This window comes from Nocardia violaceofusca NBRC 14427 (assembly GCF_963869435.1).
Taxonomy (GTDB): Bacteria; Actinomycetota; Actinomycetes; order Mycobacteriales; family Mycobacteriaceae; genus Nocardia; species Nocardia aobensis.
On sequence record NZ_CAWMPM010000005.1, the window covers coordinates 162,696 to 180,027 of the forward strand.

Consider the following 17,332-nt stretch of genomic DNA (forward strand, 5'->3'; position numbering starts at 1 on the left):
GGTCATTTGTCCTCACTAGTGTTGATTCCGAACGCGTTCTCCCACGCCGCGGTGCTGGTCAAGCGGGCGTGTGCGGCACGGTACCGCTCCCGCAGCTCCGGGAATCGGGCGGCCAGTTCCCGGCGCAACCGCATCGCCTCGGCGAACAGCTCCCGGGCCTGACGCGGATCACGCTTGCGGTACACCACACCACGCCCGTCGGCTGTGGTCACGGTAACCCCGTCGACCTGCGAGAGCAGGAACCAACGCGCGTCCAGGGTCGGGACGTTCAACTGGGGGCGGTCGTGATGTTCGGTCTTGGCCTTGCGCAGGTTGTGCACCACGCCCTTGCCGAGCCGGACGACCTTCGCCAGCGGATTCGACGGTTCACCGACCGCACCCACATCGGCGCCGCTGGGCAGCGGCAGGTCTGTCGAGGAGCCGACGATCACCGCGTCGGGGAATTCCTTCCGCATCGTGGCGACCTGCCCCAGGGCGGTGGGCAGCAGTTCGAACAGCTTGTCCGGCCCGGCGAGGAAATCGCGGATCGCCTGGTTCTGAATGGCGACCGTCGAATATTCCAGGCACAGCAGATGTTTCAGCGTCGCCTTGACCGTGTTCACGATCATCGGGCGGCCGTCGTTGCCGAGGTGCAGGGCCGCGACCACCAGGCGATTGCGCAGGTGGAAATAGGCCTGCCAGTCGATGGCGTCGTCCTTGTCGCTCCACGCCATGTGCCAGACCGCCGCACCCGGCAGCGTGACCGTCGGATATCCGGCCGCGCGGGCGCGCAGCCCGTATTCCACGTCGTCCCACTTCAGGAACAGCGGCAGCGGCTGCCCGATCTGCTCGGCCACCACGCGCGGAATCACGCAGGTCCACCAGCCGTTGAAATCGACATCGATGCGCCGGTGCAGCAGTTTGGAATTGTCGCGGTCGCGCAGCGGATATTTCGAGAAGTCGTGGTCGTATTCGACATTCGGCGCCGCGGTCCACATCCAGATACCGCGGTCGACCACCTCGCCCATGGTGTGCAGATGCGAGCGCTCCTGCAGATTCAGCATCTGCCCGCCGACCAGCGTGGGGGTGCGGGAGAAACGGGCGAAGGCCAGAGCGCGCAGAATGCAGTCCGGCTCGATCTCGATATCGTCGTCCATGTAGACGATGTATTGCGCGTCCGTGGTTTTCAGCGCCTCGTACATGACGCGGCTGTAACCGCCGGAACCGCCCAGATTCGGCTGATCGTGAATCGCGAGCCGATCGCCGAGAACCGCGGCCGCCTCGGCGAATCCGGGTTCGTCGACGGCCTTGCGATTGCCCTGATCGGGAATGATCACGGCCGTGATCTTCTCCAGCACCAGCGGATCGGAGCCGAGGGCCGCGAGGGTGTTCACACAGTCGGTGGGCCGGTTGAAGGTCGGCATGCCCACCGCGATGCTGCCCTCACCGGGCGCCTCGATCGGCGCGTACCAACCACCGCTGCGCAATTCGACCGCGGAGTCGGTGGTGATGTCGAACCAGATCCAGCCGCCGTCCTCGAACGGCGCCAGCTCGACCTCGAATTCGACCGTGGTCACATCGGCCGGTGCGGTGAGCGATTCACGGCCCGCCGTGGTCGTCGCGAATTCGTTACCGCGCACATGGATTCGGGACCCGTCGGCCTTGGAGCGGTAGACGTCCACCCGGCCGTGCCCGGACAGGTCCAGGCGCAGCACCACCGATTCCAGAATGGTCCAGCGCCGCCAGTAACTGGCCGGCACCGCATTGAAATAGGTGCAGAACGACACTTCGGATTCGGCGCCGATGGAGAGCGAGGTGCGCGTGGGGGCGTGAGCGCGGCGAGCGTTCGTCGCCGATTCCTCCAGATACAGCGTCCGCACATCCAGGGGCTCGCCGGGGCGAGGCAGGATGATGCGCTGCAGCAGGGATTTCGCGCGGGTCTCGGTGCTCATATCCTCGAGGGTCACTTGTGCGGTCATTTCACTTCCTGCATCCGCGGTACGGGCCGGTGGCACATTACTCGGAATCGCCGGCCGTGAGCGGTGCGCCGGATTCCAGATGCGGGCGCAGCACGTTGTCGAAGGTGCTCAGCGCGCTGCCGATGGCCATATGCATGTCGAGATACTGGTATGTGCCCAGACGGCCGCCGAAGACCACCTTGGCCGTGGCGGTTTCGTTCTTCGCCCGCTCGCGGTAGGCCAGGAGTTTGGCGCGGTCCTCCGGGGTGTTGATCGGGTAGTACGGCTCGTCGCCGGTCTGCGCGAAGCGAGAGAATTCGCGCATGATCACGGTTTTGTCCTCCGGATAGCTGTCACGCTCCGGGTGGAAATGGCGCGGCTCGATGATGCGGGTGAACGGCACATCGGCGTCGTTGTAGTTCATCACCGAGGTGCCCTGGAAGTCGCCGGTCTCGAGCACTTCGGTCTCGAAATCGATGGTGCGCCAGCCCAGTTCGCCCTCGCTGTAGTCGAAGTAACGGTCCAGCGGGCCGGTGTAGACGACGGGCGCGTCCGGATTCTGCGCGCGGATTTCGTCGCGAACCTCGAACCAATCGGTATTCAGGCGCACCTCGATCAGATCCGATTCGGCCATCTTCTCCAGCCAGGCGGTGTAACCGCCTGCCGGCAGACCCTCGTAGGTGTCGTTGAAATAGCGATTGTCGAAGGTGTATCGCACGGGCAGCCGGGTGATATTGCCGGCGGGCAGTTCCTTGGGGTCGGTCTGCCACTGCTTGGCGGTGTAATCGCGGACGAACGCCTCGTAGAGCGGGCGGCCGATCAGCGAGATCGCCTTTTCTTCGAGATTCGCGGCATCTTTGGTCTCGATCTCGGCGGACTGCTCCGCGATGAGCGCGCGCGCCTCCTCGGGACCGAAATAACGTCCGAAGAACTGCGAGATCAGCCCCAGACCCATCGGGAACTGGTAGGCCTGTCCCTTGTGCATCGCGAAGACCCGATGCTGGTAACCGGTGAACTCGGTGAACTGATTGACGTAATCCCACACTCGCTTGTTGGAGGTGTGGAACAGGTGGGCACCGTACTTGTGGATTTCGATTCCGGTTTCGGGGTCCGCCTCCGAATACGCATTACCGCCCAAGTGGTAGCGGCGCTCGATCACGAGCACCCGCTTACCCAGCAGGTTGGCGGTGCGTTCGGCAACGGTCAGCCCGAAGAATCCGGAGCCGACGACGATCAGATCGAAGGGAGCTGCGACGGTCACGGGAGCCCAGCGTAGCCGTAGCGGGTCACCACGTCTGCACGCCGTAGGTCTCGCCGGCGGGGATGGTGGTCACGGCCGTGCGCGGACCGGGACGGGTAGCGGAATATCGCCGCGAGGGGCCGGGAGGTGTTCACCGAGGCGTCACCGGGGGTTGACGTAGACACCGCTCGGTTTCGGCCGCGCCGGCGCGTAGCCGGGCTGTATATACGGAGAAGCCCGCCGCGCGCGCTGCTCGCAAAGCCATATCCGCCGCCCCTGTCAGTACGGGTAGGGCGGCTGACCGTAGTAGGCCACGGGCGGATAGGCGGGCATGCCCGCGCCGCACCACCGCTTCGCCGAACCGGACAGCGTCAGGCTCAACATCAGCACCGCGAACAGCAGTCCGATGATTCCGCCGATCGATGCCGCGGGCACGCCGTTGGCCAGCGCCATCACGATTCCCGCGAGACCGCCGAGCAGTCCGAGCGAGGACAGCACGACCAGCATCACCCGCCCGGCATTCTTGTGGTTCATCAGCATGATTCCGCCGACGGCCCACAGCAGCGCGATCAGGCCGTCGACCGCGGCCATGATGTAGAAGATGTCGGCCGAACCGCTGCTGTGCGAACGGTAGGAGCCGTAGGAGTGGCTCACACTGTTCGCCGCACTGAGCAGACCGATGATCCCGAACGCGGCCAGCAGCGCCAGCAGGAGTGCGAAGACTCCCGCGGTGATCGCCGCACCCCCGCTCGGACGCGGCTCCTGATAACCGTAGGGCGCATAGCCCGGCGCCGGATATCCCGCGGGCGGATACCCGGGCGGCGGGTAGCCCGCCGGCGGATAACCGTTCCCCCCGTAGCCTGGCCCGTACGGATAGCTCATCGGCCTCCCCCTTCTCTCGGGCAGGCACTCTACCGCCTGCCGACGACGTCGGTACGAGGTGAACCCGCATCACGGGGAAGCCGGCTCACCGGATGAGATCTATCGTCGCCGGAGCGGTTGGCCCATCCTTACGACCGGGATAAAGCGGTGCCCGAGAACGTGGTTCGGAGCGGTAGTTCAGTAGGCGACGGTGAAGCGGGTCCGGGTGTGGCGCTGCTCCTCGGCCTCGTCGAGGAGGGCGACGGCGAGGTCTTCCATCGAGATGTGCGAGGCGCCCGTGCTGTCGGTGACCAGTTCGTCGGCGCCGACCCGGTAGGTTCCGCGGCGTTCGCCGGGCTCGAGCAGTGCGGGTGGGCTGAGATAGGTCCAGTCGACATCGGTTGTCGCGCTGCGGAACACCTCTCGTTGCGCGTGGCAGGCCAGGGCGATCGGACGCCAGTCCGGCGGGAAATCCGGCCGTTGCATGACGGTCGTGCCGGTGCCGGGCACGATCAGATCGCCCGCGCCGCCGACGACCAGCAGGCGGATTCTGGTGCCGCGCAATCCGTCCAGCAGTGCCGCGGCCACGTCCGCCAATTCGTATTCGCGCCCGGGGCGCGGCCGCGTCGCGCTGATGACCACATCGCTACCGGCGGTGACATCCTTCACCTGGGCCGGGTCGGTGGCGTCGGCGGTGCGGAAGCTCGCCGCGGCGGGCAGATCGTCCGAACGCTCGCCGCGGCCGACCGCGGTGACCGCGTGGCCGCGCGACAGCGCCTCGCGCACGATGCGGCTGCCCGCGATGCCCGCCGCGCCGAAAACGGTGATACGCATGGTTTTTCACTCCTCGATCGATGAAAGTTGCCGTGGGTCGGCGAGTTCGGGTGCGTCGGTGACCGACGGCGAGAGCGGCTCCGAGTGCTCGGACGGCGGCTTCGCGTGATCGCCCACCTGTCCCAGCACCGTGCCGCCCAAGGCGATCACCATGCCCAGCACCTGCAGCGGAGTCAGCGACTGCCCGAGCGCGAGCCAGCCGATCACCGCCGCCGACAGCGGACTCAACAGGCCCAGGAAGGCGACCGATGTGGCCGGTACCCGAGCCAGACCGCGGAACCAGAGGGCATAGGCGGCCGCGGTACCGAGTACGCCGAGATAGAGGTATCCGCCGATCGCCGGGGCGTCCAGCACGGGCGGCGCCCCCTCGGTGATCAGCGCCAACGGCAGCAGTACCACCCCGCCCGCGGTCAGTTGCCAGCTCGTGAACGCCAGCGGGCCGACACCTTCGGGCCGTCCCCAATGCCCGGTCAGCACGGTTCCCGCGGCCATCGATGCCGCACCCGCCAGCCCGGCCAGCACGCCGATCGTGTCCAGGGCGGCATTCGCCCGCAGCACCACCAGCGCCACCCCGAGCATGCCGATCGCTCCGGCCAGCAGCTTGCGACCGCTCGGCCGCACCCGCAACAGCACCGCCGCGAAGCCGAGCGCGAACAGCGGTGCGGCCGAACCCAATACGGCCGCCACGCCGCCGGGCAGCCGGTACGCGGCGAGGAACAGCAGCGGGAAGAAGGCGCCGATGTTGAGCACGCCGAGCAGGGCGGCACGGCCGATCCAGCGGCCGCGCGGCAGCACCCGAGTCGCGCCCAGCAGCACCAATCCGGCCGGGAGGGCTCGCATCAGCGCGGTGAACATCGGCCGCTCCGGCGGCAGGAATTCGGTGGTGACGGCGTACGTCGTCCCCCACACCAGCGGCGCCAGACCGGTGATCGCGAGGATCGCGGCAGTCGAGCCGCGGGCGGCGACGGTACCTGTCATGACGGTATCTCCTCATTGATAATCTCAACGTTGAGATAATCGGACACCAGAGAGTGTCTTGATGTCAAGTATCTGAACGTTGAGATATTCGCCCGGGAGGAGAGCGCTGTGAGCGACGCCGTGGACCGGATCGTCGCGGACTGGGGTCGCGCCCGCCCCGACCTCGATGTCTGGCCGACCCACGTCATCGGCCGGTTGAAGCGCATGGGCCGCCGGCTCGAGCGTGAGATGAAGGAGTTCTTCGCCCGCTACGGACTCGAATACTGGGAGTTCGACGTGCTGTCCACGCTGCGCCGCTCCGGTGGGTCCGACGGCCTCACGGCCGGTGACTTGATCAAAGCCACCATGGTGACCTCGGGTGCGATCACCAATCGCATCGACCGCATGGCCGCCAAGGATCTGGTCCGCCGGGTTCCCGATGCGAGAGACCGGCGAACCATTCGCGTCCAGCTGACCGACCACGGCCTCGACGTGATCGACGAGGTCATGCCGCTGCACGTCGACAACGAGATCCGCCTGCTGTCCGGGATGAGCCGAACCGAACTGGACCAACTCGCCGACCTGCTCCGCCGGCTCTCCGAATCACTGGACGACACCTCGCTGGGTTGAGCGAGGTGGGCACACGTTGTGCCCCGCTGCGGCCGGGGCGACGGCATACCCGGCCGTGTCACATCCGGCGAGCGACGCGCCAGCGGTCCGCCCCTTATTCGGGTCGGGAAGCCGCTGCGGCCGGGGCGCTCGCGGTGTGGTCCGGCGGCGCGATCCCCGCGGCGGGCGGGCCGACGGGTGATCCGGTCGCGGAGGCCGGAGTACCGGCCGCGTCCGCCGGGTCGGGGTGGGTCTGCGCATCCTCCCCGCTAGGAGCCGGTGGCGGGGTGGGAGCCGCGGCCTGCGCTCCGGCGTCCTCCCCCGCGCTCTGGCTCACCTGCGGCGCGATCTGCAGCAGACGCGCGTAATCGACGATCTGGGCGCCGAGGGTCGGGGTGGCGATGATGACACCGCCCTGGTACAGGCGGAAGGTTCCGACCTTGCCGGGCAGCAACGACTCCGGCCCCATCGGATCGCCCAAAGGCCCTGCCGCGCCGCCGCTTTCGGCGTACTTCACATCGATGGTGGAATTGCCGCGGACCGCTTGCTCGGGGACCGCCGGCGCGGGTGCGGCCGGAGCTTCGGGCACGGCCGGCGCGGCTTCCAGCTCGGCGGGCGTCGGCCCGACCTCGAGGGTGGTGATGTCGATCGGCTGCCCGCCGCCCGGCGCCGCCGAATACTCCGTGCGCAGGATATGGCCGTCGCGCATGAGGACCTGGCCCGCGGTGGCGTGGACCGCGTCGGCCGCGCGCGGATCCTCCTTGTCGGTGCCGGGATACATCTGACAGTCGGTGGTGTCGCAGGTCTGGGCATACGGGTAGCGGTGTTCGGCCAGGGCGTACGAGCGGGCCGCGATCGCCTGCGCCCGCAGCGCTTCCGCACCACCCTTGTCGGCCCATTCGGCCTCCATCTCGGCCGGGACCACACCGAGCAGATAGTCCTCGACGTCGAGCTGGTTCACCGTCGCGGGCTGCCCGTTGTCCTGCGTAACGCCCAGTGCCCCACGGAAACTCGAGCCGTCGCACACCTTCAGATGTTCGGCCTCGGGCCGGTCGGGACCCGGGTCGGCGGGGTAGGCCCAGGGGTCGTCGGTGGAACCCTGCCACAGCACATCACCGTCACAACCGATGGTCACCACGACGTTCGCGCCGCCGTCGGGCGTCGGAGTCAGGTGCGCGGCCTGTCCCGCCACCACCCGACGGCCGGCGACGGTCAGCCCGGAATCGGAGTACACGTCCAGGGTTTCGTTGTCGTAGACCGTGAGCCGCACCCGCACCGTGGTAGGCCCGATCGTCGCGAGCTGGGCGCCCGGGTAGTAGTGCGCCAGGATGCCGTCGGCCGTCGCGCCCGCGGTGGCCTGGTCGAACGCGCCGACCTGGCTCATCCCGCGCCCGTGCCCGGGGCCCGCGGCCGCCTGATAGGCGGCGTTGCGAGTACCGGAACCGAATATCGGCACCGCGAAGGCGACGACGATTCCGCCGGTCACCGGCACCACGACCAAGCCGATCAGCGCACCGCGCCGCATTCGCCGCCGACGCAGCAGTCCACCGTGCCGGCGCCGGAGTCGGCTCGTGAATCCGCCCGCCACCCCGTCCGCGGGTGTGGCGTTCGGGCGATCCGGCGGCGCGGCGCCGGTCCGAGCGGCTTCGGTCCGGGTCATCGAACCCTCCTGTGGTGTGCGGACAGCGCCGATCGGCCGTCCCGGCGCGCACTCGGGCGGGGGTGAGCCATCGTGCCTCCCAACGGGTTCGGCGAGCCGGGTGGTTGATCGAACGCACCGCTCGCTCGGCATGTCCTGACCTTGCGTGGCTACTGGAAAGTTACATTCGAGCTATCCTAGCTCTAATCCTCAACCAAAGGTTTAGATCTGCGGCATTTGGGACTAGTGTGACCATCGATCCGTCAGGAATCAACCCCGCGCGCCACCCCTGTTCCCCGCTGACGGTCACCGGTTCTACCTGAATGGGAGATGCTCGTGCCGTACCGCCGCCCGAAACGTTCCGTCGTCCTGCCCGTGGTCGCGACTCTCGCGGTTGCCGCCCCACTCGCGACGCTGACACTGCGCGATGCTCCCGGCTATCGCCCAGCGGGTGACAGCGACCTCGCCGCGATACCCGCGCAACTCGCCGAGGTGGCCTTGGCGTCCGCCCCCGACATCGTGTTGCCGCTGCGCGAACTCACCGGATTGAACCTGCCGGATCTGCGGCTGTCCGACCTGCGGAAGCTCCCGCTGCCGAAGTCGATTCCCGTCCCGCCCGGCCTACCCGCCCCGCCGGGCGTGCGACTACCCAGCGAGATTCCACTACCCCAGTTCGGTGATCGAACGACCACCACACCGACCCCGGCGCCGTACGCCGGACCGGTCACCCCGCAGGCTCCCGCCCCCGCCGCGTCCCCCGCGCACGCCGGCCCCGGCTTCATCGCCGCCCCGCTCGACCCCGCACAGGTTCCGGGCATCGACCCGGCCGCCCCCGCCCTGTCCCCCGGTGCCGTACCACCGGATATGGCCGATCAGGTCGGCGCGGAAGTCAAGGAACTGACCCGGGATACGCCCTTCAGCATGGTCGCGCTGACCGCGAAGGAACTGGCGGACACCACCGCCCTGATTCGCGCCCAGCAGGCCGACGGCAGCTGGGGGCCGTGGTTCCCGGCCGACCGGGTCGACACCGGTCGCAGCGATCACGCGAGCGTCCCGGCCCGGACCGGTACCGAACCGATCTACGTCGGCGAGACCAAGGCTGTTCAGATACTCACCACCCACAAGGCGATCGCTCCGGCCGCCGGCCGCTCCGACGATCCGGCGCAGCAGGCCGCGTCGCAACTGTCGGCGGTGCTGATCGATCCCGGGCGCGGCGCGATCGACGACGACCTGACTTCGGTCGCCGCGCCGCTGCCGGGCGGCGGGCCGAAGGTGATCAATCGCGCGCAGTGGGGCGCCGACGAATCGCTGCGCTGCGAGGAGCCCACCTACGACGACGGGCTGGGTGGAATCACCGTCCACCACACCGCCGGTCGCAACGACTACAGCAAGGCCGAATCCGCCGGCATCGTGCGCGCGATCTACGCGTACCACGCCAAAACTCTGGGCTGGTGCGATATCGGCTACAACGCGCTGGTCGACAAGTACGGCCAGATCTTCGAGGGCCGCTACGGCGGCCTGGACCGCCCGGTCGAGGGCGCGCACGCCGGTGGTTTCAACGAGAACACCGCGGGCGTGGCGATGATGGGCGATTTCGAGACCGCCGCACCCAGCGACGCCCAGCTCCAGGCCACCGGGCAGTTCGTCGGGTGGCGGGCCAAGATCGCGGGACTGGATCCCGAGGGCCATACCACCATGTATTCCGAGGGCACCGACTACACCCCGTACGCCGAGGGTGAGGCGGTGGACCTGCCGATCGTGTTCGCACATCGCGACGTCGGCAACACCACCTGCCCCGGCGATGCCGCCTATGCGCGCATGGACCGGATCCGCGAGATCGCCGCGGGGGTTGCCGCCGGCAACGCGCCCGCGGCTCCGAAAGACCAACGAGCGCACGCGGATCTGGCAGCGCTGGCGAATCTGACCACGCGGCTGCTGAGCATGGTCGACAAGAACGCCATCGCCACCTACTGGGCGGGACAGGGCGGCCCGGACGGACGTCTCGGTGCCGCCTCCTCCGAACCGACCCCGACCGGGGACGGCGGCCAGTACGCCAAGTTCGTCAACGGATACGTCTATGCGGCGCCCGACGGTTCGATCGTCGAACTGGCCGGCCAGATTCTCGACCGCTTCGTTCAGCTCGGCGCCGAATCCGGACTGCTCGGAACGCCGCTGCGCAATCCATACCCGGTTCCCGGCGGCCGGCGTGCCGATTTCCGCCTCGGCTCGTTGATCCTGAACACCGCCACCGGTGTGGTCACCACCCTGCTGAAACACGGTGGCGCACAACCGGACCCGGCGGGGGAGCCGATTCCGCAGGCCTTGCCCGCGGACGCGCCGGCCCCGCAGGCGGCTCCGGACGCGGGGTCTTCCGATCCGCAAGCGCCCCCGGCGGCACCCGATGCGCAAGCAGCACCGGAGGCGCCGCCCGCGCCCGCTCCCGAAGCACCGAACCCGGCCGCTCCCCCACCAGAGGGGGCGGTGCGAGAAGCACCGCCCGCACCCGAGTCCGCTGTGGCGGCGCCGTCCCAGCCCATTCCTCCCGCCCCCGCGGGCTGAGGGCTGGGGCCGAGAGTTCGCGTCACCCTGAATTTTTCGTGCAAACCTCCACCCGAATGCGCGAAACCCGCTCGAAGCGGCGAGGTTTGCACGATCAGTTCAGGGCAAAGCCACCCTGGCGGACGGCCCTAACTCTCCCACCAGCGCTCGAGCACCCGCGCCACGCCGTCCTCCGAATTGGAGGCGGTGATCTCGTCGGCGGCCGCAAGGGCTTCGGGGTGGGCGTTGCCCATCGCGACGCCGTGGCCGGCCATGCGGAGCATCGGCACATCGTTGGGCATATCGCCGAAGGCCAGGATCGCCGCCGCGTCCACCCCGAGCCGCTCGGCGACCACACTCAGGCCGGCGGCCTTGGTGATACCCGGCGCGGACAGTTCGATGAGTCCGTTGTTGGTGGAGTAGGTGATGTCGGCGCGCCCGGCCAGGTGCGGTTCCAGGGCCGACTGCATCTGGGCGCTCGGCGTTCCGCGCAGCCGGATCAGCATCTTGATCGCCGAGGCCGAGATGACCTCCTGCCGTGAGACCTGCGTGTCGTCCGGATTCAGCCAGGCGTGCTCGTACTCGGGCGAGCTGACGAATTGCGGCGTCGCCGCATCGTGCGCGCTGCGGCCGACGCGCTCGGCGGCCAGCCCACAGCCCGGCAGAACGCGCTCGGCGAGGTCGGCGATCCACGCCAGACTCTCCACATCCAGCGTGCTGGTGTGCAGGATGCGGTCGGCGGCACTGTCGTAGATCACCGCGCCGTTGCCGCAGACGCACAGCGGAGGAAAGCCCAGCCCCTCGATCACCGGATCGATCCAGCGCGGCGGACGGCCCGTGGCCAGCACGAACGGCACACCGTCGGCGATCAGCGCGGCCACCGCGGTACGGGTGCGCGGCGTCACCCGTTCCCATTCGTCGAGCAGCGTGCCATCGACATCGGTGGCCACCATCTTCGGCTTCGGCAGACGCGTCACCTATTCCATCCTGCCCGAAATCGCGGCGCGGCTGTAATCGTTTGCCCGCGCCCCGCCTGCGAGCGGGCCGGAAGTGGTGCACGATGTCACCGGTGGACTCGAGACCATTCCCTATGATCAGGGGCTAGTAACCGACCCGAGGGGACCGATGACCGGCTTTCTGCTACGACGTGCGCTCAACTATGTCGTGCTGCTGGCGCTGGCGTCGTTCCTGGCCTTCAGTCTGGCGTCGCTGACATTTCGCCCGCTGGACAGCCTCGAACAGCGCAATCCGCGACCGCCGCAGTCGGTGATCGACGCCAAGGCCCACGAACTGCATCTCGACCAGCCCATCCCGCAGCGCTACCTCACCTGGGTCGGCGGCGTGGTGCACGGCGACTTCGGCACCACGCTGACGGGGCAGCCGGTCAGTCAGGAACTGCCGCGCCGGATCGGGGTCAGCCTGCGGTTGCTGATCGTGGGCTCGGTGGTCGGAACCGTCCTCGGTGTGCTGATCGGCGCGGCCGGTGCGATCCGGCAATATCGCTTCACCGATTACTTCACGACGATTATTTCCCTGCTGGTGCTCAGCACGCCCGTATTCCTCTTGGCGACGCTACTGAAATACGGTGCACTGGAAATCAATTCGGCCACCGGTCAGCAGATATTCCTGTACACCGGGGAAACGTCGGCCAATGCCGTACACGGGGTGTGGAATCAGTTCGTCGACCGGTTACAACACATGATCGTCCCGACCCTCGGCCTCGCCCTGGGCGCGATGGCCGGTTACAGCCGCTATCAGCGCAACGCCATGCTGGATGTGCTGCAGAGCGATTTCATCCGTACCGCGCGGGCGAAGGGGCTCACCCGCCGCCGCGCACTCTACAAACACGGTCTGCGTACCGCGCTGATTCCGATGGCGACGCTGTTCGCCTACAGTCTCGGCGCGCTGATCACCGGCGCCACCTTCACCGAGAAGATCTTCGGATGGCACGGCGTCGGTGAATGGCTGGTCGATGCGATCAATGCGCAGGACATCTACATCGTGGTGACCGTCACGGTGTTCGCGGGATTCGTGGTGCTGGTTTCGGGCCTGCTGTCCGACATCGTGTATGCGATTCTGGATCCGCGAGTGCGGGTCGGATGATCGGGGCGAGACAGTGACCGAAACCGAGATCATCGCGCAGGGCGCGCCGGAACCCGCTGCCGCCGGTCGCCGAAAGCTGGTGTGGCGCAGGTTCCTGCGCAACAAACCCGCCATCGTCGGCGCGACCGTGCTGATCATCATGCTGATCGGCGCCTTCGCGATTCCGCCGTTCCTGTCCTATGACTATCAGCAGCGCGACCCGTACGCACTGCTGCAACCGCCCTCGCCGCAGCATCTGTTCGGCACCAACGAGATCGGCCAGGACATGCTGGCCCAGACCCTGCACGGTTTGCAGAAATCGCTGATCATCGGCATCTGCGTGGCGGTGCTGACCTCACTGATCGCGGTCACCGCGGGGTCGATCGCCGGTCTGCTCGGTGGGTGGACCGACCGGGCGATCATGTGGCTGGTCGATCTGCTGCTGGTGGTGCCCAGTTTCATCATCATCGCGATCTTCGCGCCGCGCACCAAGGGCAGCAGTTCGATTCTGCTGCTGATCGTGCTGCTGGCCGGATTCAGCTGGATGATCAGTGCCCGGATCGTGCGCGGATTGACGATGAGCCTGCGGGAACGCGAATTCGTCCGCGCGGCACGGTACATGGGCGCGTCGACGCGTTCGGTGATCGTCACTCACATCGTGCCGAATATCGCGTCGATCCTGATCATCGATACCACCCTCGCGGTCGGCGCGGCGATCATGTCCGAAACCGGTTTGAGCTTCCTCGGATTCGGCGTGCAGCCGCCGGACGTGTCACTGGGCTCGCTGATCGCCTTCGGCACCAAATCGGCGCTGACCTTCCCGTGGTTGTTCCTGTTCCCGGGTGGTTTCCTGATCGCGATCGTGCTGTGCGCCAACCTCGTCGGCGACGGCCTTCGCGACGCCTTCGACCCGAGTTCCAAGGGGGCGCGGGCGGGCCGCAAGGCCGGTAAGCGGGACAAGGCGCTGCGCGGAAAGTCGGCGCGGACCTCCGGCGCCGGTCCGGATGAGCAGTCGGACAAGAGGATTGAAGCGGCATGACCGATCGCACCACCGAATCCGCCGACCGCGCGGACTCGCGCCGCGCTACGACCGCACCCCTGCTGGAGGTCTCGGACCTGCATGTGTCCTTCCCCGGCGAGGAGGGCCGCATCGACGCCGTGCGCGGCGTGAACTACACCGTCGCCGACGGTGAGGTGCTGGCCATCGTCGGCGAGTCGGGTTCCGGTAAATCGGTGTCCTCGCTGGCCGTGATGGGGTTGCTGCCCGATCAGGCCCGCATCCGCGGCTCGATTCGCCTGCGCGGCAGGGAATTGCTCGGCATGGGCGACAGACAGCTCTCGGCGCTGCGGGGGACTCGGGTCAGCATGGTCTTCCAGGATCCGCTCTCGGCGCTCACCCCGGTCTACCGGGTCGGCGATCAGATCGCCGAAGCGCTGGTCGCCCACAAGAAGATGAGCAAATCGCAGGCCGCGGACCGGGCGGTGGAACTGCTCGACCTGGTCGGCATCCCCGAACCTGCGGTGCGCGCCAAGGCTTTTCCGCACGAATTCTCCGGCGGTATGCGCCAGCGCGTGGTGATCGCGATGGCGATCGCCAACGATCCGGAATTGATCATCTGCGACGAGCCGACCACCGCCTTGGATGTGACGGTGCAGGCACAGATCCTCGACCTGCTGCGCAAGGCCCGCGACATCACCGGCGCCGGAGTCATCATGATCACCCACGACATGGGGATCGCGGCCACCCTGGCCGACCGCGTGGCCGTGATGTACGCCGGTCGGATCGTCGAGAACGCCCCGGCCGTAGAGCTGTTCAACTCACCGCGGATGCCCTACACCGTCGGCCTGCTCGGTTCCATCCCGCGGATGGACGGTCCGGCCCGCGCGCCGCTCATCCCGATCGTCGGCGCTCCCCCGCCCATGCACGCCCTGCCGCCGGGCTGTCCCTTCGCGCCGCGCTGCCCGGTCTCCATCGACGACTGCCTGGCCGCGGAGCCGCCGCTGCGGGATACCGCGCCCGCGCACCGGGCCGCCTGCATCCGCACCGCCGAAGTGGGGACCGCGGAACTGTTCGCCGCCTACCGCCGCGACACCGACAGCGTGGCCGCGGCGGAAACCGCCGATTCGGATGTGGTGCTGCGGGTTTCGGGTCTGACCAAAACCTTTCCGGTCACCTCCGGTGTCGTCTTCAAACGCCGCACCGGTGAGGTGCGCGCGGTCGACGGCATCGACTTCGCGGTACGCAAGGGACGCACGCTCGCACTCGTCGGCGAATCCGGATCCGGGAAATCGACGACGCTGAGCCAGATCATGGACCTCGCCCAACCCGAGGCGGGCACGATCGAGGTCTTCGGCGAGGACGTCGCGACGCTGAGCAAGCAGCGCAAACGCGATATCCGCCGCAGATTGCAGATCGTCTTCCAGGATCCGTCCTCCTCGCTGGATCCGCGCCTGCCGATTTTCGACGCCCTGGCCGAACCGTTGCGGGTCGACGGCCGGTCCCGCGACGAAATCCGCAAGCGGGTACCGGAATTGCTGAAGCAGGTCGGACTGCGCGCCGAACACGCCGATCGCTATCCGGCCGATTTCTCCGGTGGACAGAAGCAGCGCATCAATATCGCGCGCGCGATGGCGCTGGATCCGGACATGCTGGTGCTCGACGAGCCGGTGTCCTCGCTCGACGTATCCATTCAGGCCGGGGTGCTGAACCTCCTGCGGGATCTGCAGGCCGAACGCGGACTGTCGTATCTGTTCGTCTCCCACGACCTTTCGGTGGTCCGCAATCTCGCGCACGATATCGCGGTCATGTATCGCGGCAAGATCGTCGAATCCGGGCCGGCCGAGCAAATTTTCGCGGCGCCGCAGCACGAGTACACCCGCGCGCTGATCGACGCGGTGCCCCTTCCGGTCGTCGCACGCTAGGAGTTCGTCGTGAGGATACGTTCGCGCGCACTACGTTCGGCCGCTGTTGTGGTGGCGGCCGGCGTGGGCATCGCGCTGGCCGGTTGTTCCGGGGTGAATACCACCAGCGGCCCGGCCGCCTTGGGCACATCCAACGACATCAATCCGCAGGCGCGCGAGTCGGTGCGCGAGGGCGGCAATTTGCGCTTGGCGATCAGCGCGTTCCCCGCCAACTGGAATACGTTGTCCACCGACGGCAACGAGCTCGAGATCGGCGAGGTCGTCTGGCCGCTCATGCCGCGCTCGTACAACATCGACGCCACGGGCAAATTGTCGGTCAACACAGACTATTTCACCGATATCCAGCTCACCGGCTCCGATCCACAGCAGGTCACCTACACCATCAATCCCAAGGCGGTGTGGAGCGACGGATCGCCGATCACCTGGGAGGACATCGCCTCGCAAGCGCATGCGCTGTCCAGCACCGACAAGCGCTATCTGATCGCGATCAACAACGGTTTCGACCGGGTCGAGAAGGTGGAGCGCGGGGTCGACGACCGGCAAGCGGTCATCACCTTCAAACAACACTATTCCGACTGGCGCGGGCAGTTCGCCGGTAATGCGATGCTCTACCCGAAATCGGTGACCGCCGATCCGGAGACGTTCAACCATGCTCTGGCCGGCCACATCACACTGACCTCCGGCCCGTTCGCCGTCCAGTCCACCGACCGGACGCAGGGCCGAATCGTGCTGGCGCGCAATCCGAAATGGTGGGGCGACAAACCCAAACTCGACACCATCACCTACAGCGTACTGGACCGCTCCGCCTACGCCGCCGCCCTGCAGAACAACGAGTTGGATGCCGCGCGGCTGACCTCCATCGAGGATCTGGCGACCGTGCGCAGCAGTCCCGAATTGGTCGTCCGGCACGCTCCCGGAAATCTGTGGCGGCACATCACCTTCAACGGCGCGCCCGGTTCTATTCTCACCGATCCCGCATTGCGCGTGGCGATTTCGAAGGCGATCGACCGGCAGGGCATCGCGAACGCCGTCGAGAACGGTCTGGTGGCGAATCCGAAACCGCTCGGCAATCACATCTTCGTCCAGGGCCAGGAGGGATATCAGGACAACAGCCTGCCCTTCGATCCCGATGCCGCCGCCCGCGAACTCGACGCCCTGGGCTGGAAATTGCAGGGCGACGTGCGCGTGAAGGACGGCCGCAAACTCGAGATCCGCGATGTGATGTACAACGATCCGACCTGGGTGCGGGTCGCGCAGATCGTGCAGGGCGATCTGGCGAAGGTCGGCGCGAAACTCACCATCGATACCCGGCCGGGTCAGGGATTCTTCACCGATGTGATGATCCCCGGCGATTTCGACGCCGCGCAGTTCCTCTTCTCCGGTGACGCCTTCCCGCTGAGCAGCATTCCGCAGATCTACGCGTACCACCCCGACGACGAGCAGAGCAATTTCGGCCGCATCGGCTCCCCCGAGTTGAATGCGCTGATCGAGCAGACCCTCAACGAGCTGGATCCGAAAAAGGCTATCGACCTGGCGAATCAGGTGGATCGCAAGGTTTTCGAAGAGGGTTTCTCGCTGCCGCTCACCCAGGATCCCGGTAACTACGGTGTGCGCACCACCGTCGCCAACTACGGCGCTCCGGGCCTGGCCTCCTACGACTACACCAAGATCGGCTTCGTAAGTTAGCCGCCCGTCCCCGACGAAAGGAGAACG

General features: G+C 67.4%; 13 protein-coding genes. 6 read left to right on the forward strand and 7 right to left on the reverse strand.

Translation table 11 applies throughout. From position 1 onward, the window contains the following. Positions 1-2: 2 nt before the first annotated feature. The 5 genes from AC5592_RS05395 to AC5592_RS05415 form a co-directional block, all read right to left on the reverse strand. Positions 3-1,958: a glycosyltransferase gene (locus AC5592_RS05395; RefSeq protein ID WP_036497013.1), complete on the reverse strand. Its 1,956-nt coding sequence runs from the start codon at positions 1,956-1,958 to the stop codon at positions 3-5. Positions 1,959-1,995: 37 nt separating this feature from the next. Then, positions 1,996-3,198, reverse strand: a complete 1,203-nt coding sequence (glf, locus tag AC5592_RS05400) for a UDP-galactopyranose mutase (protein ID WP_036497012.1) — start codon at positions 3,196-3,198, stop codon at positions 1,996-1,998. Between the two features lie 258 nt (positions 3,199-3,456). Continuing rightward, positions 3,457-4,059 (reverse strand): hypothetical protein, encoded by a 603-nt coding sequence (locus AC5592_RS05405; protein ID WP_051024086.1) that lies wholly within the window; start codon positions 4,057-4,059, stop codon positions 3,457-3,459. 177 nt (positions 4,060-4,236) lie between these two features. Further along, positions 4,237-4,872 (reverse strand): NAD(P)-dependent oxidoreductase, encoded by a 636-nt coding sequence (locus AC5592_RS05410; RefSeq protein WP_063063601.1) that lies wholly within the window; start codon positions 4,870-4,872, stop codon positions 4,237-4,239. Between the two features lie 6 nt (positions 4,873-4,878). After that, entirely contained in the window at positions 4,879-5,850 is a 972-nt protein-coding gene (locus AC5592_RS05415) for an EamA family transporter (RefSeq protein WP_051024085.1), read from the reverse strand. Between the two features lie 108 nt (positions 5,851-5,958). Here AC5592_RS05415 and AC5592_RS05420 point away from each other — a divergent pair, with 108 nt between their 5' ends. Beyond that, a complete protein-coding gene (locus AC5592_RS05420) occupies positions 5,959-6,459 on the forward strand; it encodes a MarR family winged helix-turn-helix transcriptional regulator (RefSeq protein ID WP_063063602.1) in 501 nt (166 codons plus the stop codon). Between the two features lie 94 nt (positions 6,460-6,553). Here AC5592_RS05420 and AC5592_RS05425 read toward each other — a convergent pair whose 3' ends face one another. Further along, a complete protein-coding gene (locus AC5592_RS05425) occupies positions 6,554-8,098 on the reverse strand; it encodes a SpoIID/LytB domain-containing protein (RefSeq protein ID WP_063063603.1) in 1,545 nt (514 codons plus the stop codon). A 309-nt stretch (positions 8,099-8,407) separates the two neighbouring features. Between AC5592_RS05425 and AC5592_RS05430 the strand changes: the two genes are divergently transcribed. Further along, complete coding sequence (locus tag AC5592_RS05430; protein ID WP_063063604.1) at positions 8,408-10,636, forward strand: N-acetylmuramoyl-L-alanine amidase; 2,229 nt, start codon at positions 8,408-8,410, stop codon at positions 10,634-10,636. Between the two features lie 128 nt (positions 10,637-10,764). On the opposite strand, the gene AC5592_RS05435 is transcribed toward AC5592_RS05430, so the two are convergent. Beyond that, positions 10,765-11,568: a Cof-type HAD-IIB family hydrolase gene (locus AC5592_RS05435; RefSeq protein ID WP_086007165.1), complete on the reverse strand. Its 804-nt coding sequence runs from the start codon at positions 11,566-11,568 to the stop codon at positions 10,765-10,767. Positions 11,569-11,740: 172 nt separating this feature from the next. On the opposite strand from AC5592_RS05435, the gene AC5592_RS05440 reads away from it, so the two are divergent. From AC5592_RS05440 to AC5592_RS05455, 4 genes are read left to right on the forward strand one after another with little or no spacing between them, the layout of a single operon-like run. Next, positions 11,741-12,718: an ABC transporter permease gene (locus tag AC5592_RS05440; RefSeq protein ID WP_036497008.1), complete on the forward strand. Its 978-nt coding sequence runs from the start codon at positions 11,741-11,743 to the stop codon at positions 12,716-12,718. A gap of 13 nt (positions 12,719-12,731) precedes the next feature. Then, complete coding sequence (locus tag AC5592_RS05445; protein ID WP_051024094.1) at positions 12,732-13,736, forward strand: ABC transporter permease; 1,005 nt, start codon at positions 12,732-12,734, stop codon at positions 13,734-13,736. After that, positions 13,733-15,619, forward strand: a complete 1,887-nt coding sequence (locus AC5592_RS05450) for an ABC transporter ATP-binding protein (protein WP_051024082.1) — start codon at positions 13,733-13,735, stop codon at positions 15,617-15,619. The genes AC5592_RS05445 and AC5592_RS05450 overlap by 4 nt, the downstream gene beginning before the upstream one ends. A 9-nt stretch (positions 15,620-15,628) precedes the next feature. Next, positions 15,629-17,305, forward strand: a complete 1,677-nt coding sequence (locus AC5592_RS05455) for an ABC transporter family substrate-binding protein (protein WP_063063605.1) — start codon at positions 15,629-15,631, stop codon at positions 17,303-17,305. Positions 17,306-17,332: the final 27 nt, after the last annotated feature.